Genomic DNA, 23,952 nt, shown 5'->3' with positions numbered 1-23,952 from the left:
TTCAGGCGGCTTGATAAAATATGGATTAACGTACAATAATTCATCCGTTATACTTTTTGGAACATACGTACTCCGCTTAAAATAGTTCAGTTACTACATTTGAGAGTATTATTATTTAAAATTAAATTAACAAAATAGACTTCAGTGTGTTTATGAAACAAAACCAAAAAAGTATAAAATCTATTTGTTTAATATTCGTATTTTTTAATCTATTGGTGATTCAATCTCAAGAAAACAAACCGTTTCTAACAGAAGAATTGAGTATTAAAGTCGATGAATTAATGGCAACCATGTCTATGGACGAAAAATTAGCGCAAATAACGGGTACTCGCCTAAGAGATATTATGGTAGATGGAAAAGTTTCTATTGAAAAGTGTAGAGAACATATTCCTTATGGTATTGGTCATTTTTGTCAATTTTCTTCAGGTTTAATATTGGAGCCAGAACAATTAAGAGATTTAGTTAGAGAAGTACAGCATTATTTAATGATGGAAACCAATACTAAAATTCCAGCCATTTTTCATGAAGAAGCTATAACAGGTTTTGCAACTCAAGGAGCAACAACGTTTCCACAGCAAATAGGAGTTGGATGTTCTTGGAATCCTGAAATTGTAAAAAACAATGCGAATTCTACTGCGCAAAGCATGCGTGCTGCGGGAGCAACATTTGCGTTATCACCTATGTTAGATTTAAGTCGTACTGCACATTGGAATAGACTTGAAGAAAGTTACGGAGAAGATGCCTATTTAACTTCTAGAATGGGTGTTGCTTTTATAAAAGGATTGCAGGGCAATGATTTAAAAACAGGTGTAGCAGCTACCGCTAAACATTTTGCTGGTTACGGAACGGCTAATGATAATGCTAAAGAATTATATGAGGAATATTTAATGCCTCATGAAGCGGCTTTTAAAATTGCAGGAGCTAAAAGTGTAATGCCTTCTTATGGAAAATATAAAGCATTAGCTGTTTCAGCAAATCCAACAATGTTAGACCAAATGCTGCGTAAAGAAATTGGGTTTGATGGACTTGTTGTAAGCGATTATGGTGCGGTTAATTTAATATACAAAGGGCATAAACAAGCTAAAAATTCTGCTATGGCAGGAGCTATGGCCATAAACGCTGGTGTAGATATAGAGCTATCTTCACCAATTGCTTTTCCCTTATTACCAGATGCTATAAAAGATGGGTTAGTTACAGAAGAGACTATAAATAAAGCGGTTAAGCGATCTTTAGTAATGAAAGCTAAATTAGGTTTACTAGATAAAAACCTTAAAATAGGTAAGGATGGTCCGTTAGATTTTGATCCACCTTCTAATCGAGAATTGGCATATAAAACAGCATCACAATCTATTGTTTTATTAAAAAATAATGGTGTTTTACCTTTAAATAGTGATATAAAAAAGATAGCCTTGGTAGGGCCCAATGCATCAACATATCATTGCTTGTTAGGTGATTATACGTATCAGTCTATGATTTCTTTTTGGCATAGTACAGATTTTGATCCCACAAACCCAAAGTTAATTACATTACTGCAAGGTCTTGAAAATAAGTTAGGAGAAAATGTAGAAATTAATGTAGAAAGAGGATGTGATTGGAGTGCGCCTTTAGAATCTAAAATAGATACGAGTGGTTTAGGAGATGATAGGTTGAGTAAATTAAAAATGCTAACGGTAAAAGGGTTGCCACAACCAGATTTACAGAAGGCAATAAAAATATCTGAAGAAAGCGATGTTATTATTGCTGCTGTAGGTGAAAACTTGTATTTGTGTGGCGAAGGTAGAGAACGAAAAGGCATTCGATTACCTGGGGAGCAAGAAGCATTTGTCGAAAAATTAATAGCAACAGGTAAGCCGGTTATATTGGTTCTGTTTGGAGGTCGTCAACAATTAGTAAGTAAGTTTGAAGATAAATGTGCCGCTATTGTTCAAGCTTGGTTTCCTGGTGAAGAAGGCGGAAATGCTATAGCAGATATATTGGTTGGTAATGTAAATCCATCTGCCAAATTATGCGTAACCTATCCTAAAACAGAATCGCGTGCAGAAATTAATTATAAAAATGGATATGGCAATGGTGATTTGGTTCAATACCCTTTTGGTTTTGGTTTGTCTTATACCGATTATCAATACTCTAATTTGAAAATTAAATCGAAAATAGATATTAATGACGAACGTTTTTCGGTGTCATTAAAGGTGAAAAATATAGGTGATATGGACGGCACTGAAATTGTTCAACTATATATGTCTCCAATTGATAAAGCATCAACTCAAAAACCTATTCAGTTAAAAGGATTTGAAAGAGTAAAGCTAAAAGCAGGAGAAGAGAAAACACTAACCTTTAATGTTTCGCCAGAGCAATTTGTGCAATATAAAAACAATAAATGGATCGTAGAATCGGGTAAATATCAACTTAAAGTCGGAGCATCTTCCACAGATATTCGGTTAGAAGGTGTTATTGAACTTAAAGGAAAAGATGTGATTCTAGAAAATGGTAGAGACGTATTTTTTACAATGAATAAAACTAAATAAAATGAAACAATTCAAGACTTTAAAATTAGTATTAGGTGCTTTTTTAATAAGCTGTTCAATATTAAATGTATCTGCACAGAAGAAAAATATTATTTTTCTTTTCGCAGATGATGCTGGGTATCACGATTTTGGCTTCCAAGGAAGTAAAACGTTTCCAACTCCAAACCTAGATAACCTAGCCTCTGAAGGTATGGTTTTTAATGAAGCCTACACGACAGATTCGGTTTGTGGACCATCGAGAGCCGGATTGTTAACCGGAATGTATCAACAACGTTATGGTATTGAAGAAAATAATGTACCTGGATACATGAGTGATTCTTCTAAATTATTAGGTGACGAAATGGGCTTGCCTTTAGGGATTAATACGGTTGCAGATTATTTGAATCCTTTAGGATACAAGTCGATTGTTTTAGGGAAATGGCATTTAGGTAATGCTGATAGATATCACCCATTAAATAGAGGTTTTGATGAGTTTTATGGTTTTAGAGGTGGTGCTAGAAGTTTCTGGCCGTTAAGCTTAAAAGCAGCTTTAGATCGCCCTGAAGATAGAATGGAAAAGGGATTTGGTTTGTTTGAAGAACCAAAAAAATATTTAACAGATGCCATTGCCGATGAGGCTTGCGATTTTATGGAACGCCATAAGGAAGATCCATTTTTTATGTATGTTTCTTTTAATGCAGTTCATTCTCCGTTGGAAGCCACCGATGAAGATTTGGCGAAAATAAAAGGTTTAACAGGAAACCGTAAAAAGCTTGCAGCAATGACCTTGGCTTTAGATCGTGCTTGTGGTACCATTCTTAAAAAATTGAAAGCACTTGGTTTGGAAGAAAATACACTTATTGTTTTTTCTAATGATAATGGAGGCCCAGACGGAACCGAAACATCTAATTATCCACTAAGTGGTTGTAAATCTAATTTCTTAGAAGGCGGAATACGCGTGCCTTTTATTATGAAATTACCAGGAGTAATCAAACGAAAAACAGAATACAAAAAGGCGATTAGCATGTTAGATATGGTGCCAACATTTGTAAATATTGCAGGTGGTAATGCATCCGAATTAAAAGGATTAGATGGTGTAGATTTAATGCCTTTTATCACCAAGAAAAATAATAACGCACCGCACGAAAGGTTATTTTGGAAAATTGAAAATAGGGGCGTAGTACGCGAAGGTGATTGGAAACTATTGCGTTACCCAGATCGTCCGGCAGAGCTATATAACATAGCCGAAGATATTACTGAAAATAATGATTTAGCTTTAAAACACCCAGAAAAGGTCCGTGAAATGTATAAAACATTGTTTAATTGGGAAGCTGAATTAGAACGTCCTTTATGGCAATTAAAACGCATTTACGAGGTTAATGCCGTAAAACGTATTGATGAAAAAAGAAACCCGGTATTAGATAAATAAAACTTGATTTGGTAAAAGAGAAATTCAATTTAATTATGAAAAAGAACACACTATTTGTTTATTTCTATATCGTTTTTACAACGTTTGTCTTTGCTCAAGAAAAACCTAATGTTATTGTTGTTTTAGCCGATGATATTGGACTTGGAGATATTTCATATTATCGAGAAAAACATTCTAAAAATATTATTCTTGAAACACCAAATATAGATAAACTTGCAAAAGAAGGTATGGCTTTTACAGATGCGCATACACCAGCAGCATTGTGTGCACCAACGCGCTATGCAATAATGTCTGGAAATCATTGTTACAGAAGTTATGCGCCTTGGGGTGTTTGGGGTGCTTATAGGCCTTCGCCAATAGAACCAAATCAACTTACTTTAGGCAAACTCATGAAAAAAGCTGGATATCAAACTTCTTTCTTTGGTAAATGGGGATTCGGGATGGATTTTGCAAGAAAAGATAACCCGAATGTCGTGTATGATTCGCCTCGTATTGAACATGAATTGGATGTCGATATTTCTAAAGTGATAGGTAAAGGTCCTGTTCAAAATGGATTTGATTATAGTTTTATGTATCCTGCAGGAATACAAGCAGAGCCTTATGCTGTGTACGAAAATGGCGTGATGATGCCTTTAAATAAAGACTCAGAAATTGTGTTAATCACCCAAGAAAAAATGAGCAAGCTTAATGTTAAACTTGATAAAAAAGAAGGCTTAGGCGATAGCTATTGGAACCCTTATAATTCAGGGAAATTATTAATAGATAAGGCTGTTGGTTTTATTGAAAATGCTTCAGACGAAGATCCTTTCTTTATGTATTATTGCTCACAGGCTGTGCATTTACCGCACACACCTTCAAAAAAAATGAATGGTACCAAAATAGCAGGCACAACACCTTCTAGTCATTTAGATATGGTGAAAGAATTAGATGTACAAATGGAGATGCTTGTTGATGCCTTGAAAAAGAAAGGTGTTTATGATAATACGTTAATCATCTTTACATCAGACAATGGTGGTTTATTAAAACCAAAAACCATCAAATCGGGACATCAATCGAACGATATTTATAGAGGAGGTAAAAATCAAATGTACGAGGGTGGACATAGAGTTCCATTTATCGCTTGGTGGCCAAGTCAAATTAAAGCAAATACAGTTTCGAATACTCCAATTTTAGGAATAGATATTATGGCAACTTTAGCCGATATCACAAATCAAAAAATAGAAGGAAATAACGCTATGGATTCTTCAAGTTTGTTACCGCTTTTAAAAGGTGAAAACAAACAAGTTCATCCGTTTCTTATGACGCAATCGGGTACCGGTAAACAAACCATTATTATAAAAGATGGTTGGAAATTAATTATTCAGCTTGATAAAAAGGACAAAACCGATCGTAATAGAATGCCATTCGCGTTGTTTAATTTAAGTAAAAACCCTACAGAAAATGAAAAGGACAACCTCATTACAAACCCGAAATTTAAGAATAAAGTAAATGAGTTGTTTCAATTATACAATGAGACTAGGGATAGCGGGGTAATTACAAGAACGTAATAATTTGAATAAATAGGAATAAAACTTATTTGAAATGAGAGAATTTTTTAATTACAAATGGATGTTTTTTTTAGTGTTAATTGTCACAGGGATTAATGCAAATAATAGCTATTCTCAGTCAAACAATGAGGGCTGGAAAATGTTATTTAACGGTAAAAATCTAGATGGTTGGAAACAACTTAACGGAAAAGCAGAATACAAAGTAATAAATAACGAGATTGTTGGAATCTCTACTTTAAAAACTCCAAATAGCTTTTTATGTAGTGTTGAAGAATATTCAGATTTTATTTTAGAATTTGAAGTAATTGTTGACCCAGTAGTAAATTCTGGTGTACAATTTAGATCTAAAAGTTTAGCTGAATATAATAACGGAAGAGTGCATGGCTATCAATTTGAATTAGACCCCAGTGAAAGAGCATTTAGTGGAGGGGTTTTTGAAGAAGGAAAACGTGGTTGGCTATATCCGTTATCTTTAAATGAAAAAGGTAGAAAAGCTTATAAAAATGGAATCTGGAATACTTGCAGAATTGAGGCTATTGGTAATACAATAAAAACATGGATTAATGGAGTGCAATGTGCAAATCTGGTTGATGATGATGCTGCCTCTGGCTTTATAGCCTTGCAAGTACACAGTATTGGCGGCAATAAAAGCAAAGACGGAAAACAAATAAAATGGCGAAATATTAAAATTAAAACCAACAATTTAAAAAAGGAGAGTTGGAGCCAAAACCCTCAGGTTGTCGAGCAAAGTTATTTGGTAAATACAATTACAGAAAACGAAGCACGGTTAGGGTGGCGATTACTTTGGGATGGTAAAACAAATAAAGGTTGGCGAGGTGCTAAGCGCATCGATTTCCCTAAAACCGGTTGGGAAATTAAAGAGGGTGTTTTAAGTGTTCTGGCTACAGATGGAGCGGAGTCAACAGGTCCTGGAGATATTATTACAGAAGATCTATTTAGTAGTTTTGAATTAGAATTGGAGTTTAGAATTACTGAAGGTGCAAATAGCGGAATTAAGTATTTTGTAAATCCAGAACTTAATAAAGGTAAAGGGTCTGCTATTGGTTGCGAGTTTCAAATTCTAGATGATAAAAATCATCCTGATGCTAAGGCGGGCGTTAATGGTAATAGAACCGTTGGTTCTCTGTATGATTTGATAACTGCTGAAGGATTAACAATTGCAGGTAGAAAAAAAGTTTTTAAAGGTGTTGGCAATTGGAACAAAGCTAGAATTGTAGTTAAAGATGGTAAGGTAGAACATTGGTTAAATAATGAAAAAGTTATAGAATACGATAGATTCTCCCAAATGTTTAAAGCACTTGTGGCATACAGCAAGTACAAAAACTGGGAAAATTTTGGACAATGGCCAGCAGGACATATTTTGTTGCAAGACCACGGAAATACAGTAAACTTCAGAAGTATTAAAATAAGAGAGTTCAATTAAATTAAATCAATAATATGGAATCGTCTAGACGAAAATTTATAAAGCAAACGGCTATGGGAACAATGGGGACTCTTATTGTTCCTCAGTTAAGTTTTGGTAAAAATATATTTAATGCAAACGAAACTATAAATGTTGCTGTTATTGGTGTAAGAAGTAGAGCCAAATCTTTAACTCAAGCTATACATAAATATGAGTATGTTAAAATTATATATACATGCGACGTTGATGATGACGTAATTGATGAACACAACATTTTTTTACAAAAGAATATTGGTTACGTGCCTAAAGTAGAAAAAGACTTTAGGAAAATTTTAGATGATAAGGATGTAGATGCTGTATTTATTGCCACACCAGAGCATTGGCATGCTCCAATGGCAATTATGGCATTACAAGCAGGTAAACATGTTTATGTTGAAAAACCATGTAGCCATAATCCTCATGAAAATGAATTATTAGTTGCTGCCCAAAGGAAATATAAAAAAATAGTTCAAATGGGTAACCAACAGCGTTCTGCTCAATCTAGTGCATTAGCTGTTAAAGAGATAAAAGAAGGTATTATTGGTAACGTATACAAAGGCGAAGCCTATTATTCTGCGAATAGAGGTTCTATAGGGACTGGTAAATTAGTTGATGTTCCTAAAACTCTCAATTGGGATTTATGGCAAGGACCAGCACTAAGGGAAGCTTTTAGAGATAATGTACATCCTTATAATTGGCATTGGTTTAAATCTTGGGGAACTGGTGAAATCCATAATAATGGAACACATGAGATTGATATATGTCGTTGGGCATTAGGTGTCGATCTTCCAAATAAAGTAACTTCCTTTGGAGGGAAATATACATTTGATGATGATTGGCAATTTCCAGACAATCAAGAAGTAACTTACCAATATGATGATAAATTAATTACATGGACAGGACATAGCAGAGGTAAAATTCAACCTAGTCAACCAGGTCGTGGAGCATCAATTTACGGTAGCAAAGGTGTTATAACATTAAGTAGAAATAATTATAAATTGTTTGGTTTAGACGGGGAATTAATAAAAACTGTTGATGAAAAAGTTAAAAGTGAAACTACTAATACCGTTGGTGGTGGTGGTTTGGATGTCACACATATTGCTAACTTTTTTAATGCCATTCGTTTAGGGGAGAAACTAAATGCTCCTATCGAAGATGCAAGTATAAGCACCATGATGTGCCATTTGGGTAACATTGCGCAAGATGTAGGTGAAACTATTAACATCGATCCCAAAACAGGCAAAATAGAAGGTAATAAAAGAGCCATGAAAAATTGGAAAAGGGATTATGAAAAAGGATGGGAACCAAAATTATAGGTAAATGAATAGAAGAAAGTTTATACATCAAGGAGGTTTAGTTTCTTTGGGTCTTTTAGCAGGGACATCGACTCTTAGAGCTTTTCAGTTTAATGGTTTTTCTAAAGAAACTATTAATATTGGAGTTATTGGAACGGGAGGGAGAGGTATTGGTCAAACATCATTAATCAATAAAATAGAAAACCTTGAGGTAGTTGCTGTTTGCGATATTCTTCCTTTTAGGTTAAAAGAAGGACTTAAAGCCACTAACAATACAGCAAAAACTTATACAAAATACAATGATTTAATAAATGATAAAAATGTTGATGCCGTTTTAATTGCCACACCATTTAGTGAGCACTACAAAATGGCTATGGATGCGTTGAATGCTGGTAAACATGTTTATTGTGAAAAAACTATGGCAAAAGGGTTGGTAGAATCGGAAAACCTTGTGTCTAAAGTATCAACAACCAATTTAATTTTTCAAGCCGGACATCAATATCATAGTTCAAGATTATATACTCACGTTGTTGGTATGTTGAAAGAAGATGTAATCGGCAATATAAAATCTTTTGAATGCCGATGGTATAGAAAAGGAGACTGGAGAAAACCAATACCAGAAGCAAAATATGAAAAAAACGTAAATTGGAGAATGTACAGAGAATTTTCAGGTGGTTTAACGGCTGAATTAAGTTCGCATCAAATAGATTTTGTGAATTGGGTATTGGATGAAAACCCAAAGAAAATAATGGGAACAGGTGGCGTTAATTTTTGGAATGATGGAAGAGAAACATTTGATAATACGCATCTTATTTTTGAATATCCTAGTGGCGTAAAAGCCCAATTTAAGTGTCTTACAAGTAATATTCCTGGAGGCTATCAGATAAAAGTAATCGGAGATAAAGGTGTTATTACACTTACTACAAATAAAGCTTGGATAAATTATTATAAGAAACCAGAAAAAGTAAAGTATGCCGATGTTGATGGTGTATCAGGTGCCACTGTTCCAAAAGATTATAATGATGAAAAGGGAACACCAATTAATGTGGTGCATTCAAATCCAAGTGAGCAAGCATTAATAGATTTTAAAGAATCTATTTTTAATAATAAACAGCCTATTTCTAATGTAGAAACGGGAGCTAATACTGCAAAGGCAGTACAATTGGCTATAGATGCTATGTTAACAGGGAAAGTACAGTATTGGTAGTTGATTTTAAAATTCAATTCAATTTATACTAGTAATTTTTCTGCTTACAATCCTATAGATTCAGTGTTGAACTACTTTTAAAGTAACAATTTAATTTAAGTATTAATGAAACGCCATATTAACATTTATCTTATCTTTTTGATTGTTTTTAGTGGTTGTTATAATTCAACTAAAAAAAACATAAAGGAGCTCATAGAACCTGATAATGATGGTTATATCCCCTTGCCTGAAAATGTTGCAGAACCTCGAGATAATATTTCTAATCCTGATAAAGTTAAATTAGGGAAATTGCTTTTTTACGATCCTATTTTATCTGGAAATAAAGATGTGTCGTGTGCTACGTGCCATCATCCTGAATTTGGGTTTGCAGAACCTTTAGATCTTTCTATTGGTGCAAATGGTAAAGGTTTAGGTTTTACACGGAAATTTAACGAGCCTAACCATATTCCTTTTGTAAAAAGAAATGCGCATACTATTTTAAATACGGCATTTAACGGAATAGATATTCAAGGAGTATACCATTCAAATGAATCACCGATGTTTTGGGATAATAGAGCGGAAGGATTGGAGGCGCAAGCATTATTGCCTATAGAAACATTAGAAGAAATGCGAGGTGATAAGATTTCTGAACATGATATATTGAATGTTATTATTGCGCGATTAAAAGAAATTCCGGAGTACGTTACTTTATTCGAAAAGGCATTTAAGAGAGATAATGCTATTGATAAAGTTAATTTAGGGAAAGCTATTGCGGCGTTTGAAAGAACGTTAATTACACCAAATTCAAGGTTTGATAAGTATGTTCAAGGTGATGAAAACGCTTTGTCTATGGCTGAAAAAGATGGTTTCGAATTATTTAAAGCAACCAAATGCAATTTATGCCATAACGGGCCTATGTTTTCTGATTATAAAACTCATATTTTAGGTGTTGTAGATAATGAGAAATTACCGTTCTCTGATGGTGGAGTAGATAGTACCTACGCTTTTAGAACACCAAGTTTAAGAAATTTGAGATATACAGCGCCTTACATGCACAATGGTAAATTAAAAGATTTACAGGCCGTTTTAGAGTTTTATGAGGATATTTCTAACGGACCTTCTAAAAACAATCATGTTCCAACAAAACATATCGATTCTTTAGCTAAGCAAGTCAATATAAAGGTTATGGACATGAGCTTAATTATTTCATTTTTGAATAGTTTAAATTCCGAAGATTTTGATAAAGACATACCAGAACAAGTTCCAAGTGGACTTCCGGTAGGAGGTGATATATAAGATGTTTATCGTTTTCTTATTGTTGAAATATCATTTAAAACTAGGGTTACCATTTAGCAACCCTAATTGTAAATTTTATCATTTATTTCTTTATAAACTTAGAATTAAATGAAGCACCATCTCTGGATTTTACTCTAATAATATATGTTCCGGTAACTAAATTTTCTATTGGTATTACAAATGTTGAATTATTTAAGTTTCCTTTTACCTCAGTACTTTTAACAAGAGCTCCAAGCAGCGAATAAACGTCTATGGAACCAGTTGTAAAGTTATTTGGTAATATGATGTTTAAGTTATCACGAACCGGATTAGGAAATAATTCTAGTTTCAATAATTCGTTATCGGTTGTGCTTAAAGCTTCGCCAGTGTCTTCTATGGCATTTACGCCAGCAGTCCATTGTGTACCTAATCTTTCATAAGCGCCAATATCTGGAGCAGTTCCTTTATAAGTTGTTGTAAAACTAGATATAAACCTTCCTGCGTCTAATACTGAGCTTCCAGCAGCAGGCATAAAGTTTTGGTTGTTTGCATCTTCAAAAGGCGAAGTATTTGTTATTATATTATCCTGAATATCGAAATCTGTAGCAGTTTCAGTAAACCAATTACCAGTGTTTGCAAAATTATTATAAATCTTATTATTTTCTTGAGTGTAACCATTTACCCAGGAGTCCATGGCGCGTTCTGCATTCCAAATAGTATTATGATAAAAGTCTAAATTTGTATTATTCCAATTTACTTGATATCCACTCCAAGATACATTCCAAATAACATTATGATGAACCGTATAACCCTTGCTATTATTATCTAAATAGATTCCTGCCGCTTTACCTGGATCGTTTGGATTATGCGAATAAGATGGAGCAGTAGCATCATGAAACCAATTATGATGGATTTCATTATTCTTTAAAGACGCATTTCCAACGGTATAAAATACACCAGAATCACTATTTATTTTTTGTGAAGCAGAAACGTCGTTATAGCCAATTTCGCAATTAGAACCAGATACATACATTCCATCTCTACCTGCATTGGTTATGGTGTTTTTTAATATTTTCATACCATTACCACTCGCTCTTAATGGAGAAGCGTGAATGCCAATGTAGTCTACATTGCTAATGTAGTTGCCTTCAATAGTACAATTTGAGGCAGCCCAACCTCCTATAACAATACCACTTACAGAACTATGGTCTAAAGTACAGCCTTTTATTAAGGTATTATCTCCAAGAACTTCAAGTGCTGCTTCACCAACTTGAGCAGATGTATTTGTTAAACTATCATGACCTTCACTACCGTGAATTATAGAACAATTTAGAATTTGGTTATTGTCTGCATTATTATGAATTTTTACACTCCCTCCAAAAAAGTTTAAACCTTCTAGCTTAATGTAATCGCCTTTTAATTCTGCGGCAAATTTAGATGCAGCATATTCAACGCTACCATTGGCAGGCATAGTTCCATTTGCAGTTTGAAGATAAAGTGTATTAGTTGTCTGGTCATAAAACCATTCGTTAGCATAATCTAGAGCTTCCAATTTATTAAATAAGTATAATTGTCCTCTATTATTTCCTGGGTTATTTCTCCAAACGGTTGGATTATGTGGTGTAAAAGGCCATTTTGTAATATCAACCTCAGTATAGTCTATCCTACTGGTTGTGCTAGCAGTTATTGTCCGTGTCCAACTTGCTCCAGAATGCGCGCCTAGGTAATATACCATGCCACCACTCCAATCAATATTAGGTAAATTACTTGCTGTAAAATGAGATCCGTCTCCGCCTGTTACAGGTGTGCAATCTATAGTCCAACGGTTATTATCTGTGTTATTTGGCCATCTTGCCAAATCCATATATTCGTTGTTGTGATATACGGCTCTAAAGCGGCTTTCAATGGCCATATTTACTGTGGCTTTGTAAATGTTTCCGCTATGTGCTTGCCAACCATTTACTTTATTGGTGGCTCTAATTTCAACATCTTCACCATCGGCAGCTTTAAAGGTTAAATAATTGTTAGAAGTTCCGTTTTTGTTGATTGTAAGTGCGTCTTCATAAACACCACCTCTAATAATACATACATCACCTGCAGACATAACAGATATCGCCTTATTGAAGGTTTTGTAGGGATTGCTTATAGTTCCGTTTCCTGTTGTGTCATTACCATTTGTAGCAACATAAATATCATTAGCGAAACTTATGGTGCTTGACAATAAAAAAAAGAGATAAAAATAAATTTGTGTAATTTTATGCATAGTGATTAATTTTGAGTTAATTCAAAATTAAATAAGTCTAGAACTTAGAAGTATGCTCTATCTCTTTTTATGTAAAACAAATGGTTAAAATGAATCTGCTAAAACTTTTAATTAAAACAGTTGTGTTTTATTCCTTTTAAAGCAAGAAATCAGGTGGCTATTTATTAATTAATTCAAACTGTTTTTCCAAAGGAACACCATAATTACTTTCAAGCTCACTTTTAATTTTTTTATAGAATTTAGTGTCTGGCGGCATACTTAGGTTTCTCCAAAATTGAGGATGATAGGGTAGGTCTAGAGATCCCATATCGGAGTCATCACCAAAACTTTTTATTCTAATTTTCTTTTTGTCAATTTCAATATTATAAACAAAAGCTTCAAGACGGTAACTCATTTTTTCTGCTTCTGTGTTCCAATATTGCTCAGGAATCATATCTCTTTGAAATCCCCATTCGTTGGCATAATAACTTAAATATAACTTTCCGTTTTGGTGCTTCTGATAAATATAAAGCGCCTTTTGTTTTTCTATCCTATAAACACTGTAAGTGTCTATGCCGATATATAGCTTTATTTTATTCCATTGCTTTTTACCTGTACCTTCGAGTATAAGTACATCTTCACCTTCATAAGATGAATCGCCTATTTTCTTCCAAGTAAATTTCTTTAAGTTTGGTTGTTTTTCAGATGGTCTTAAAGGATTTCCATTTGCCATATGATTAATAGAGTGTGTCCATTGCACACGTTTCCAAATTCTATAATCTGCAGATTTTCTAGCTTCAGCCACTTCAACGACTCCTAAAGGATATGCTGGTCCGCGATCTCTGATTTTTATATAGTTTTCCACAAGAAATTTAGATCTGCCGCCTTCGGTTGCTGCTCTTCTGTAAAGCATCTCTATTTTATGAGGTGTACTTATCGTATTTTCTTTTAAGCTTTTTTGTGCGTTTAAAACATATTCTAACGGATTTAGAAGTTTAATCTCATCCATTTCGAAAACACTTTCAACTAAAACAATTTTCTTTTCTTCTTGGTTTAGATAATCTTCAACCTTAATTTTAATAGTATCGTACCCTAAACAGGAAATGGAAAGACTATCTTGTAGTTCGCCTTTTGTTACCAACATTGAAAACTCACCATCTTCTGTACTGGAAGTTCCTAAATATTTTTCAACTATTCCAACAGCGGCATAGGGCACAGGGAAGTTTGTTTCATCTAAAATAATTCCATCAATTTCAACTTTGCCTTCTTGAGATTGACCAATAGTTGGAGTTAGAAAAAAGAGTGTTATTATTAAAAGCGGAAAAAGATTCTTTAAAATTGTATTAAAAATGTTATCATTTTGAGCGCGTGTAATGTATACCATAGTTTATATTTTTATCAGAAATAAGTTGTTCTGTAAAAATATAAATGAGGTTCGCTTTGCGGCATAACAAATGTCTATTAGTTTACCACATATAGTTTCTGGTGATTCTTAATAAAAATCCCAGAAATCGTATTTTTCACCTTGGATGTTCTCTTTTTTATCCCCAATTTCAATGGCTTTTGCTTTCATTTCTAAGCGCATTTCTGCAATAATTTCTTTGTTTTCAGGGAAGAAAGACAAGTCTTGTGTTTCCCACGGATCTTTTTTAATATTGAATAATTGCGTAACTCTAGAACCCGCAATAGATGCTCCGTTTTTATTTGAAAAATCGTTAGCTCTTACATATTCAATTAATTTATAATCTCCTTTTCTGAAAGCTCTTTGAAACTGCCTGTAAGCATGATAAGTTGAGTTTCTAACTTGGTTTACCTCATTTTTTATTACTGGTGTTAGACTTTTTCCAGAAACAGAAGCAGGGATTGGAATCTGCACAAAATCGCAAATTGTGGGATAAATATCATGTATGTAAGATAAAGCGTTAAAGCGCGTTCCTTTGTTTTTTATTAAGTTTCCTGAAAAAATTAAGGGTACATGAATACCATCTTCATCGTAGATGTTTTGTTTTCCCATTAAGCCATGATTTCCAACAGCTAAACCACTATCTCCAGAAAATACAATTAGTGTGTTTTCGTATTGCCCACTTTCTTTTAGAGCAGTTATTACTTTACCAATTTGCGCATCTAAATGGGTTATTATGGCATAATAATCTGCTAATTGTTGTTTTGCAACTTCAGTAGTTCTTGGCCATGGCGCTAATTCTTCATCACGCAAAAACATATGTCCATTATCAAATGGATGTTGTGGCATATAAGAGGGCGGTAATGTTATATTTTCGGCAGGATACATGTCTTTATATTTCTGTGGCGCTTGACGCGGATCGTGAGGCGCATGAAAAGCTAAATACATCATAAAAGGTTTTTTACTTTTATAAGTATTAAAATAGTTGGAAGCTTCATTTGCAATAACCTCTGAGGTATGCGGGCCGTTTTCTTCTGTTCCGGTTGGTCCTCTTTTGGCATCCTTTGGAACGGGTTTACGAATAATGTTTCCTCGATCGTCATAACCCAAAAGGTAGGCATCTTCTTTTTTAAATGCGCCTGCTTTATCCCAATCGTAAAATGGCATTCTAAAATGATCTACAAGATAAAGACCTCTTCCCATTATTTTATCTCCCGATGTAAAACTACGTTTTAGCGATTCGCCATCTTGGTGCCATTTGCCAATAATATGAGTGTTGTAACCTTCTTTTTGAAAGGTTTCTCCAATGGTTTTACTTTTCTCCAGAATTTTATGCCCAGCGCCACCTAATTCAAACAAATTGGTTCCAGTGAGTAACATCGCTCTACTTGCTACGCAGGTTGCTCCTGTAAAAGCGCCCATTAAATAGGTGTTATCAAACGTTACTCCATCTGCAGCCAAAAGGTCTATGTTGGGCGTTTTAACATCCATACCGCCTAAGACATGAACACCAGAGTAGCGATGGTCGTCTGTGAAAATGACTAGTACATTTGGTTTTTTACTACTTTTTTGTCCAAATGAAAGTACTGAGGAAAGTGCAAAAAATATAAAAAATAATTGCTTTAGTGTGTTAAGATACTTAATCATTTTATTTGTATTTATAATGTTATTCTAATTCAAACTTAAAAACAGTTGCGAATTTGTTCATTTCAACATCTGGCATAGTTAAATAAAAACTCTCTGAGGTTAGTTTCCAATCAACTTTCACATCACTACCTAAGAGTTTAATATTTTTGATAGGTGAAGGAGGAATGTTTCTATGATATCCACCTATGGCTCTCATTTGAATTTTTTTACCGACTTCGGGTTTTCCTAGAAAAAAGACATACATGGCCTTTTTATCTTTAGAAATGGTGAAGCGAACATCGTCTGCTGTGTATTTAATTTTTGATGATTGCCCACCGTGAGAGCCATCTACCGCTTTTGCGGGTCCATAGCCAAATATGGTATGTGTCCGAGTTCCATAAACAGCTTCACCATGCACTTTTAACCAATTACCAATTTGTTTTAAAACGTTTCTTTGTTCCTGATTTATAACACCATCTGCTCTTGGAGATACATTAAGTAAAACAATGCCATTTTTACTCCAAACATCAATCATATTTCTTATAACTAAATCGGCAGTTTTATATTTATGGCCTTCTACATACATCCATTTACTTTCACCCAGAGTAATATCTGTTAACCATGGCATTGGGTGAATGTCTCTTCTTCCACCTTGTTCAAAATCTAGCACACTATACTCTAAAGGTAAATCATCTTGTTTATGGGCAGTAATAACTTCTTTATTATGTATTAACCCATTATTAAAATGATGTGCTGCCATTTCCATTCTTTTCTCTTCAGGAATTAAGTTTAGCCAAGAGTCAAACCATAAAATATCAGGATTGTATTTGTCAACAACTTCATTTACTTGGTTTAACCAATATTGGTTAAATTCATCTATCGTTTCAAAATTGCCAAAAAGCTTGCGTAATTTAGGATCTGTAGTTGCTGTTGGTAAATCTGGATGATATACATAATGACTATCATAGGCTGTTTTCCATGCCTCCGGTTTATTGGCATTGCGTTGTCCATTTCTAGCATGATGAAACGTAGCAATGGTTTTCATATTTCTTTGCTTTAAAGACTTGAAAAGTTCACCAAGAACATCTCTTTTTGGTCCCATGTCTGCCACATTCCAGGGGTTAACTTCACTATCCCACATGGCAAAACCATCGTGGTGTTGTGCTACTGGTCCAGCAAATTTTGCGCCAGCCATTTGAAATAAATCTGCCCAATCTTCAGAGTCAAATTGTTCTGCTTTAAACATCGGTATAAAATCTTCGTAACCAAATTCAAAAATACTACCATACGTTTTATCGTGATGTTTACGAACATTTCCTTGGTCTTTATACATGTTGTGCGGATACCATGCGCTTCCGTAAGCAGGTACGCTATATGGACCCCAATGAAAATAGATTCCTAGTTTGGCATCTTGAAACCATTGTGGTGCGGCTTGGTGTTTTTTTAAAGATTTGAATGTTGGTTCGTAACCTTTATCTACTTTTTCTACTTCGTCATTTTTTTTACAACCAATAAGAGAAATGAGGATTATTACTATTGAAATTTTTATAGAGCTCATTTTTGGATTTTTAAAATTCAAACGTCAATTCGATTAGTATGGGATTATCATCGTTTCCAAAATAGTTTTCAGAATTTCCTTGAGGGCCCATTTTATCCCCTGTTTGAAATTTAGTTCCAATTGCAGGAATATTTTTTATGAAAGATATATCGCCTTCAGGAAAATCTACAGATACTCTATGGTTAGGATCCTCCTTTGGTTGCTGCGGTGTTAACAAACGTAAATAGATGTGTTCTGAATTACAATATACCGTAAAACCATTATTGTTTTTACCTTTTACTTTAGCCCAATATAAGTTGGAGAAAAACCCTTTAAATTCAGGATATACAAATCCAGATTCACCGGTTACCGTATTGTTGTATTTGTTTTGCCAAATTTTAAATTTTGTTCCTTTCATTCGGTTTCGCCAAACACGATAAGGACCATCACCTAGCCATTTCATTCCACTCACTTCAGATTCTGGAAAAGAAAACGTAATGCCTTTAAATCCTTTTACAATTTTCTTTCCTTTTATTTCAACATATAAATCTAGAAGCCCATTAGGGTAAACAGTCCATTTAATTACATCTGAACTATATTCTTTATGACTTGCCCAACTTGGTGATTTATCAGTTTTTTCAAAAATTGTAACAATTTCAACTTTGTCTTTAAGTTGATTTATTTTTACAGATTCTATATTGTCTTTATGGTTAAAAATTATAGGTCCGTTGTTAAAAGGAATAATGACATCATTTTTTTTAACTTTTTTTAATAGGCTTGTTTTCTCTGAAAATGTGTATTTAATACCATTTGATTTTATATGAATCAGCCCATTTTCAACCTTAGCTGTTATAGCTCCAGTACTTTTATATTCAATAATGCCATCATTTAATTGTTTTGGTGTTTTTACTGGATAACTCCAAGTAAAAACCTCCATGCCATTAGGATCAATGGCTGTTAAATACAAAACATCTGACGATTGCCAGTTGTTAGGTTTGTTAACTACAAATTCACCTTTTTGTGAAGGATTTAAATTTGGTAATTTCACTTCAGATTCAGAAAGTATTTTTATTTTATCCGTGCCTTTTGACCCTTCAAATTGAACCCATTTTGCAAGTATTTTACATTCGTTTAAATTGGTGAAATGATATCTGTTTTCAACTCTAAATACACCATTAAAACTTGGTTTAATAAATCGATTTTCTATATAAATAGGTGACCAAACTTCTTTAATAGTAAAATAACTAGCCTCTTTTTCGCCATAAGGCCCAACAATGCCATCGGCAGCGTGATTCCCGTCGGTATCAAGAATATTATTTTTATCAGTTCTTACCACAGCTTCATCCGCGAAATCCCATAAAAAGCCACCGGCAGATAAAGGCATATTCCACATTTGCTTCCAGTAATCATCTAGTCCAGCACCGTGACCACCATCATATAAACCATGTAAGAATTCTGTAGGGAAATATATTTTATCTTTTGCATAGGAATCATAAGCAAAAATATGATAGCTAGGGTAGTGCATGGTATTGGTTTTTCTGAAAATATTCCAAGGATGTAATACTTCTCTTTTTTGAATATCCCAAATGGCATAATCATCATCTAATTCGGTGTTCCATCCAGTTTCGTTACCATTTGCCCACAATAATATTGATGGATGGTTTACATCCCGAATTACGGTTTCTTTTACTATTTTTTTACCTACCTCTGTGTCGAGATGCGGAGAATGCCATGTGCAAACTTCATCTATAACAAATAATCCTAAAGAGTCGCATGCTTCTAAAAAATGTATATCTGGAGGATAATGAGACATACGTACGGCATTCATGTTCATGTCTTTCATCATTTTTACATGCTGAATACTTAATTCTTTTGAAGTAGTGCGACCTGAAGACGGATAAAAAGAATGACGATTTACTCCCTTGAATTTAATACGTTTGCCATTTACATAAATGCCATCTGCTTCAACCACCTCCACAGTTCTAAAACCAATTCTTTCGTTTACGGAATGTAAAATATTTTTATTTTTATCTAAGAGTTCGATATTAAGAATATATAGATTTGGCTTTTCAGGATTCCAAGTTTTTATATTTTTAGCTTTAGTAGAAATATGCCATTTCGCGTTTTTAATTTGACTTAATTTGAGGGGTAAATTTTGAAGTTTATTTCCATTTAAATCTGATAAAAACAAGTTGATAGATTCAGTTTTTTTAGACGCAGAAAAGATATCTACATTAATATCTCCATTGGCCTTTGCATCAATAGCAACACGTTCTATATGTTCTTTTGGGGAAACTTTTAAGTATACAGGTCTGTAAATACCTCCAAAAATCCAAAAATCTGCATTTCGTTCAGCAAAATTTATAGAAGTATTACTAGACACTTTGTTTACTTTTATTTCTAGCAAATTTTGTTCTCCGTATTTTAAAAGTTTAGAAATATCATACTTGAATTCGTAAAAAGAGCCTTGGTGTATTTCGCCAGCAGGTTTACCGTTTAACTTTACTTCGGTATCTGACATAACACCTTCAAAAACAATTTTTACATCTTTAGATTTCCATTCTTTAGGAACTGAGAATTCGTGCTTATATAACCCATGTTCATCATGTAATTTTTTGTCAGTTTTATAATCAAACCCATAATTGTAATTCCCGAAACCCTGTAATTCCCAACAAGAAGGTACACCAATTTTTGTCCATTTTTTACTATTCATACCTTCTGAACAGTAAAACTCCCACTCTACCATATGGTCCTTGTCTGTGCCAGATAAATAATGTATCTCTGTAGTATGGTTATTTATTATCTTTTGTGCAGATAGTTTGCCTACACATAATATGAAAACTAAAACAATAAAAAATGGCTTGAAATTATGAGAATGATTAATCATTTTCTATTATTTTGTAATTTTTGGTTTTCTTCGTGTATTCTCGCTTTTTGTTTAGGATTTAAACCTTGCTTAAAAAAAACTTCTGGACTATGATAAACATGATGTTTTTTCATAGCAGGATCATTAACATCTAAACTTAAATCACAATCAAAACGCGCTAAAATAGCATGATTTGTAGCCCAACCATTATAACTTGTAAAATGAGAAATACCCCAAGTAATACCACGACCATCTTTAGTATCTGTAAAAGCGTCTGGAATATATGGGCCAGCCGCAGCAGGCATTAATTCTACTAAAGAAGCTATTTCAAAATTAATACCGTCTTTAGAAAACTGTATGGTATTATGTTCGTTTCCATCTCTAATAGTTAAGGCTGCAATACCTTCTTTAAAAGGGAAAAGTGTAGTTTCATGTCCTGAAGTTAAAACGGGATTTAAAGGGTTTTTTGTAAATGGACCAAACGGACTTTCGGCAGTTGCCAAACCTTGCATTCTTACTAAATTAGGCTTCTCATTAAAATCAGATTTGTAATACAAGTATATTTTACCTTTATAAACTAAAGGGTATGGATCGTGAATTGAGTATTGATCCCAAGTGTCTTTAGGTCCATTTGGAATTACAATTTCATTAGTTGCAGTCCAAGGACCATCAGGAGAATCGGAATAAGACATTAAAACCGGACAATCGTCACCACGTAAACCACTGGCTTCACTAAATCCTTGGTAGTACATATAATATTTTCCTTCCCATTTTAAAATATCTGCTGTAGATACCGAACGATGCCCTAAATTTGGTTTTGGTGGGCGAGGTATAGCGACACCTTGTTCTTCCCAAGTAAAACCATCGGTACTGGTAGCGTACCATATTTCGGATAAATCCCAATCTGCAGATGGTATGGTTTCTGTACTCAATTTAGCGCCTTTTGGAGGGGTTTCTGTTTGCCTGTGTGTATACCAAACATAATATTTTCCGTTTTCAAAAATCACTTTAGAGGGATCTCTTCGGCTTATAGTTCCATCATGATTACTGTAATCTAAACCTTTTATTTCTGTATATTTAAATTGCGTGTAAAGCTCGTTATCTTCTGGTCTTGGTGCCATGTAATTGTCGTAATTACGCTCCATAGCTCTACTTAGAGGTTGGTTTGGTTTTTCTTTTGGTAATTTAAAAGGGAAACTTTGTGAGGTGACTTGACAGGAATTGAGAAATAAACCTGATGTTAATGCTACGAGTAAAAGGGTTTTATATGTTTTCATGATTTATACTATTCTATTATTAACGATTTGCTTCTTTGATCTGGTGAATTAACCTTGAAATTTACATTTGAAATTTTTAAATCTTCAATGTGTCTCGCATACAATCCGTAAGCTGGTAATACTTTGAAAAAACTGAATTCTGGATATCTGGTTTCGTCTTCAGGAACATTAAGTCCATCATCTTTTTTTCCACCACCAGGTAATGTAATATTGATGTTTTCTAATTTTAGGTTTCCAATTTTATGGTTTGGAGTTCCTGTTATTAAAATTCCAGAAGGCGGTGATACTCGAGATTCTTCTAAACTCCTGGTAGTTGCTGTTATATTTTTTATAAGTACATTATTTATAGTGCCAACAGCTTGTTTTTTTGCAGTTCTATAGGTTTTTAATCGTTCACCTAAACGCACAAAAATGGGCATATCTACATTGTCCATTTCAATATTTTCTATGGTAATGTCGTGAATATTGGCACCGTCGACACTTAGTATTTTAATACCACCACCTTTATTGTCGTAAATTTTACAATCTCGAATATCGATGTTATAAAAATCGCCCATGGATTCTGTTCCAAACTTTATGGCTCCCCAATCGCTTTTTAAAGTACAATTTGATACCTGAACATCGTGGGTAGCTAGTGGACTAGTAGATTTTATACAGATAGCATCATCTCCAGAATTGATATTACAATTTTTGATAACCACATCGTGACTCGAATCTAAATCTATACCATCATTATTTTTATTAGCATGATTGTAAATAGAGATATTATCGACTAAAATGTCATAAGATTGAAAAAAATGACAAGCCCAAGCTGCAGCTTCACGAATATGAATATCTTTTAAAGTAATTTTATTAGACTTAACAAAACGTAATAAAAAGGGGCGGTTTTTCCCAAAATTATTATCTGTAACACCTAAGGCTTTTTTAGTTTTTGAAAGATTTTTAGCTAGAAAAGCCGCTCCGTTTCCGTCTATTGTACCTTCACCTGAAACACCAATATTTGTTGCTTTTAGCGCACCAATTAAGCAAGTGCCGCGTTGTTGACCAACGGCATCTACAAAGGTGTCTATACTTTGATAATCTTGTGGATTAGAACTACCTACTAATTTGGCGTTTTTTTCAACCGTAAGGGTTACATTATCTTTTAAAATTATGGTTCCGCTAATAAAAATACCTTCTTTAATAAGTACAATACCACCGCCGTTTTTAGAGCAGTTATCAATGGCCTTTTGTATGGGTTTTGTATTAATGGTTAAGCTATCGCCCTTAGCTCCATAATCTTCTATATTGTATGTTTTAGAATTTGAAGAACAAGCCAGTAAGGCAGTAACAAAACCTAAGAATATTAAGCTTTTTAACATGCTATGTTGTTGTTTTAGTTATATTTATTTTTCGTCTAAAGTCCAAGATCTAACCCAGTTGTATGTGGTTGTTCTATCTTCTTCAGAACCCGTCATGCCGCCATCTTCAGGAACTGGGTTCCAATTATAAGTTTCAACTACCATTCTTAAATACATTTCAATATCATAATCTGCAGGAGGGGCTACTTTTCCTTGTAATTTACCATCTAAATAAAATAATACTTCATCTTTAGATTTCCACCATACACCATAAACATGAAAATCATCATAAACTTTTCCGCCTATTAAACCGCCCGATTTATTAGATCCTTTTTCGTAATCACAGCCCTCAGGAATGTTTCTACTGTGTGTATTTGAATTCATGCTTTGGTCAAAATTTTTCATCCATTCTGCCGGATTTGTTATTTGCCCAACGCTTTCTTGAATATCTAATTCCGTAGTTCGTTTATCGCAACCCTCAAATCCTTTACCTTCATTAATCAACCAAAATGTAGAAGACATAAAGGTTTTATTGGCTTTCATTTCACATTCGTAAAAGCCGTAAGTCATGCCGTTTTTAGAACCAACATATCCGCCACCGTGAGTAAATACTTTATTGTTTTTGGTAATAGGTTTTGGTAATAATTTGGTTGTTATTTTTAAACTACCATCATCTAATTTTATGTTTTCTGCTTGAAATAGGCCAGGAGCTCTACCTATCCAACCTTGACCAGAAATTTGCCATTTATTCTCGTCTATTTTTTTGCCATCAAATTCATCAGACATGTTTTTGATTAACTTCCACTTTGCGTTTTCTGGTTTTGGATCTTCACCATTCTGGAAATAAGGCCCTTTTTGTGCAAAAATTGTATTTGCTGTTAATAGCAAAAGTAAAATTGAAAATTGCTTCGATCTTTTAAGTATAGCTTTCATGTTTTTAGTTTAAAAGTTGGTTTATATGTTA

General features: G+C 33.8%; 15 protein-coding genes. 7 read left to right on the top strand and 8 right to left on the bottom strand.

From position 1 onward, the window contains the following. Positions 1–152 precede the first annotated feature (152 nt). From DFQ06_RS05815 to DFQ06_RS05785, 7 genes are all read left to right on the top strand, one after another. Positions 153–2,525: a glycoside hydrolase family 3 N-terminal domain-containing protein gene (locus tag DFQ06_RS05815; protein WP_133966620.1), complete on the top strand. Its 2,373-nt coding sequence runs from the start codon at positions 153–155 to the stop codon at positions 2,523–2,525. A 1-nt stretch (position 2,526) separates the two neighbouring features. Next, the gene (locus DFQ06_RS05810) at positions 2,527–3,933 is read left to right on the top strand and encodes a sulfatase-like hydrolase/transferase (RefSeq protein WP_133966618.1); all 1,407 of its coding nucleotides are present in this window, start codon (positions 2,527–2,529) and stop codon (positions 3,931–3,933) included. Between the two features lie 35 nt (positions 3,934–3,968). Next, on the top strand, positions 3,969–5,480 hold the full coding sequence (locus DFQ06_RS05805) for a sulfatase family protein (protein ID WP_133966616.1): 1,512 nt from the start codon (positions 3,969–3,971) through the stop codon (positions 5,478–5,480). A gap of 34 nt (positions 5,481–5,514) precedes the next feature. Further along, entirely contained in the window at positions 5,515–6,924 is a 1,410-nt protein-coding gene (locus tag DFQ06_RS05800) for a 3-keto-disaccharide hydrolase (protein ID WP_235833496.1), read from the top strand. A 14-nt stretch (positions 6,925–6,938) separates the two neighbouring features. Next, entirely contained in the window at positions 6,939–8,258 is a 1,320-nt protein-coding gene (locus DFQ06_RS05795) for a Gfo/Idh/MocA family protein (RefSeq protein ID WP_133966614.1), read from the top strand. 4 nt (positions 8,259–8,262) lie between these two features. Next, a complete protein-coding gene (locus tag DFQ06_RS05790; RefSeq protein WP_042504585.1) occupies positions 8,263–9,444 on the top strand; it encodes a Gfo/Idh/MocA family protein in 1,182 nt (393 codons plus the stop codon). Positions 9,445–9,549: 105 nt separating this feature from the next. Next, complete coding sequence (locus tag DFQ06_RS05785) at positions 9,550–10,719, top strand: cytochrome-c peroxidase (protein WP_133966612.1); 1,170 nt, start codon at positions 9,550–9,552, stop codon at positions 10,717–10,719. A gap of 82 nt (positions 10,720–10,801) precedes the next feature. Here DFQ06_RS05785 and DFQ06_RS05780 read toward each other — a convergent pair whose 3' ends face one another. The 8 genes from DFQ06_RS05780 to DFQ06_RS05745 all read right to left on the bottom strand — a co-directional run bounded on the left by DFQ06_RS05780 (position 10,802) and on the right by DFQ06_RS05745 (position 23,921). Next, positions 10,802–12,961, bottom strand: a complete 2,160-nt coding sequence (locus DFQ06_RS05780; protein ID WP_133966610.1) for a right-handed parallel beta-helix repeat-containing protein — start codon at positions 12,959–12,961, stop codon at positions 10,802–10,804. A 157-nt stretch (positions 12,962–13,118) separates the two neighbouring features. Continuing rightward, the gene (locus DFQ06_RS05775) at positions 13,119–14,324 is read right to left on the bottom strand and encodes a carboxypeptidase-like regulatory domain-containing protein (protein ID WP_133966608.1); all 1,206 of its coding nucleotides are present in this window, start codon (positions 14,322–14,324) and stop codon (positions 13,119–13,121) included. Positions 14,325–14,432: 108 nt separating this feature from the next. Then, the gene (locus DFQ06_RS05770) at positions 14,433–15,989 is read right to left on the bottom strand and encodes a sulfatase family protein (RefSeq protein ID WP_133966606.1); all 1,557 of its coding nucleotides are present in this window, start codon (positions 15,987–15,989) and stop codon (positions 14,433–14,435) included. Between the two features lie 19 nt (positions 15,990–16,008). Continuing rightward, positions 16,009–17,526 (bottom strand): alpha-L-fucosidase, encoded by a 1,518-nt coding sequence (locus DFQ06_RS05765; RefSeq protein WP_133966604.1) that lies wholly within the window; start codon positions 17,524–17,526, stop codon positions 16,009–16,011. 10 nt (positions 17,527–17,536) lie between these two features. Next, entirely contained in the window at positions 17,537–20,392 is a 2,856-nt protein-coding gene (locus tag DFQ06_RS05760) for a glycoside hydrolase family 2 protein (protein WP_133966602.1), read from the bottom strand. Continuing rightward, positions 20,389–21,648: a glycoside hydrolase family 117 protein gene (locus DFQ06_RS05755; protein WP_133966600.1), complete on the bottom strand. Its 1,260-nt coding sequence runs from the start codon at positions 21,646–21,648 to the stop codon at positions 20,389–20,391. Before DFQ06_RS05755 ends, DFQ06_RS05760 begins: the two co-directional genes overlap by 4 nt. An 8-nt stretch (positions 21,649–21,656) precedes the next feature. Next, the gene (locus DFQ06_RS05750) at positions 21,657–23,009 is read right to left on the bottom strand and encodes a glycoside hydrolase family 28 protein (RefSeq protein WP_133966598.1); all 1,353 of its coding nucleotides are present in this window, start codon (positions 23,007–23,009) and stop codon (positions 21,657–21,659) included. A gap of 24 nt (positions 23,010–23,033) precedes the next feature. Then, complete coding sequence (locus DFQ06_RS05745; RefSeq protein ID WP_074935642.1) at positions 23,034–23,921, bottom strand: family 16 glycosylhydrolase; 888 nt, start codon at positions 23,919–23,921, stop codon at positions 23,034–23,036. Between the last annotated feature and the right edge of the window lie 31 nt (positions 23,922–23,952).

Source organism: Algibacter lectus (genome assembly GCF_004368925.1).
In the GTDB taxonomy this organism is placed as follows: Bacteria; Bacteroidota; Bacteroidia; order Flavobacteriales; family Flavobacteriaceae; genus Algibacter; species Algibacter lectus.
Note: the sequence above shows the minus strand (reverse complement) of the source record. Positions and strands in the feature narration are given on the sequence as shown.

What these genes read in the sequence shown, in the direction of transcription:
- DFQ06_RS05815 (WP_133966620.1), top strand. Translation starts at nt 153, where the DNA reads ATGAAACAAAACCAAAAAAGTATAAAATCTATTTGTTTAATATTCGTA.
- DFQ06_RS05810 (WP_133966618.1), top strand. Translation starts at nt 2,527, where the DNA reads ATGAAACAATTCAAGACTTTAAAATTAGTATTAGGTGCTTTTTTAATA.
- DFQ06_RS05805 (WP_133966616.1), top strand. Translation starts at nt 3,969, where the DNA reads ATGAAAAAGAACACACTATTTGTTTATTTCTATATCGTTTTTACAACG.
- DFQ06_RS05800 (WP_235833496.1), top strand. Translation starts at nt 5,515, where the DNA reads ATGAGAGAATTTTTTAATTACAAATGGATGTTTTTTTTAGTGTTAATT.
- DFQ06_RS05795 (WP_133966614.1), top strand. Translation starts at nt 6,939, where the DNA reads ATGGAATCGTCTAGACGAAAATTTATAAAGCAAACGGCTATGGGAACA.
- DFQ06_RS05790 (WP_042504585.1), top strand. Translation starts at nt 8,263, where the DNA reads ATGAATAGAAGAAAGTTTATACATCAAGGAGGTTTAGTTTCTTTGGGT.
- DFQ06_RS05785 (WP_133966612.1), top strand. Translation starts at nt 9,550, where the DNA reads ATGAAACGCCATATTAACATTTATCTTATCTTTTTGATTGTTTTTAGT.
- DFQ06_RS05780 (WP_133966610.1), bottom strand. Translation starts at nt 12,961, where the DNA reads ATGCATAAAATTACACAAATTTATTTTTATCTCTTTTTTTTATTGTCA.
- DFQ06_RS05775 (WP_133966608.1), bottom strand. Translation starts at nt 14,324, where the DNA reads ATGGTATACATTACACGCGCTCAAAATGATAACATTTTTAATACAATT.
- DFQ06_RS05770 (WP_133966606.1), bottom strand. Translation starts at nt 15,989, where the DNA reads ATGATTAAGTATCTTAACACACTAAAGCAATTATTTTTTATATTTTTT.
- DFQ06_RS05765 (WP_133966604.1), bottom strand. Translation starts at nt 17,526, where the DNA reads ATGAGCTCTATAAAAATTTCAATAGTAATAATCCTCATTTCTCTTATT.
- DFQ06_RS05760 (WP_133966602.1), bottom strand. Translation starts at nt 20,392, where the DNA reads ATGATTAATCATTCTCATAATTTCAAGCCATTTTTTATTGTTTTAGTT.
- DFQ06_RS05755 (WP_133966600.1), bottom strand. Translation starts at nt 21,648, where the DNA reads ATGAAAACATATAAAACCCTTTTACTCGTAGCATTAACATCAGGTTTA.
- DFQ06_RS05750 (WP_133966598.1), bottom strand. Translation starts at nt 23,009, where the DNA reads ATGTTAAAAAGCTTAATATTCTTAGGTTTTGTTACTGCCTTACTGGCT.
- DFQ06_RS05745 (WP_074935642.1), bottom strand. Translation starts at nt 23,921, where the DNA reads ATGAAAGCTATACTTAAAAGATCGAAGCAATTTTCAATTTTACTTTTG.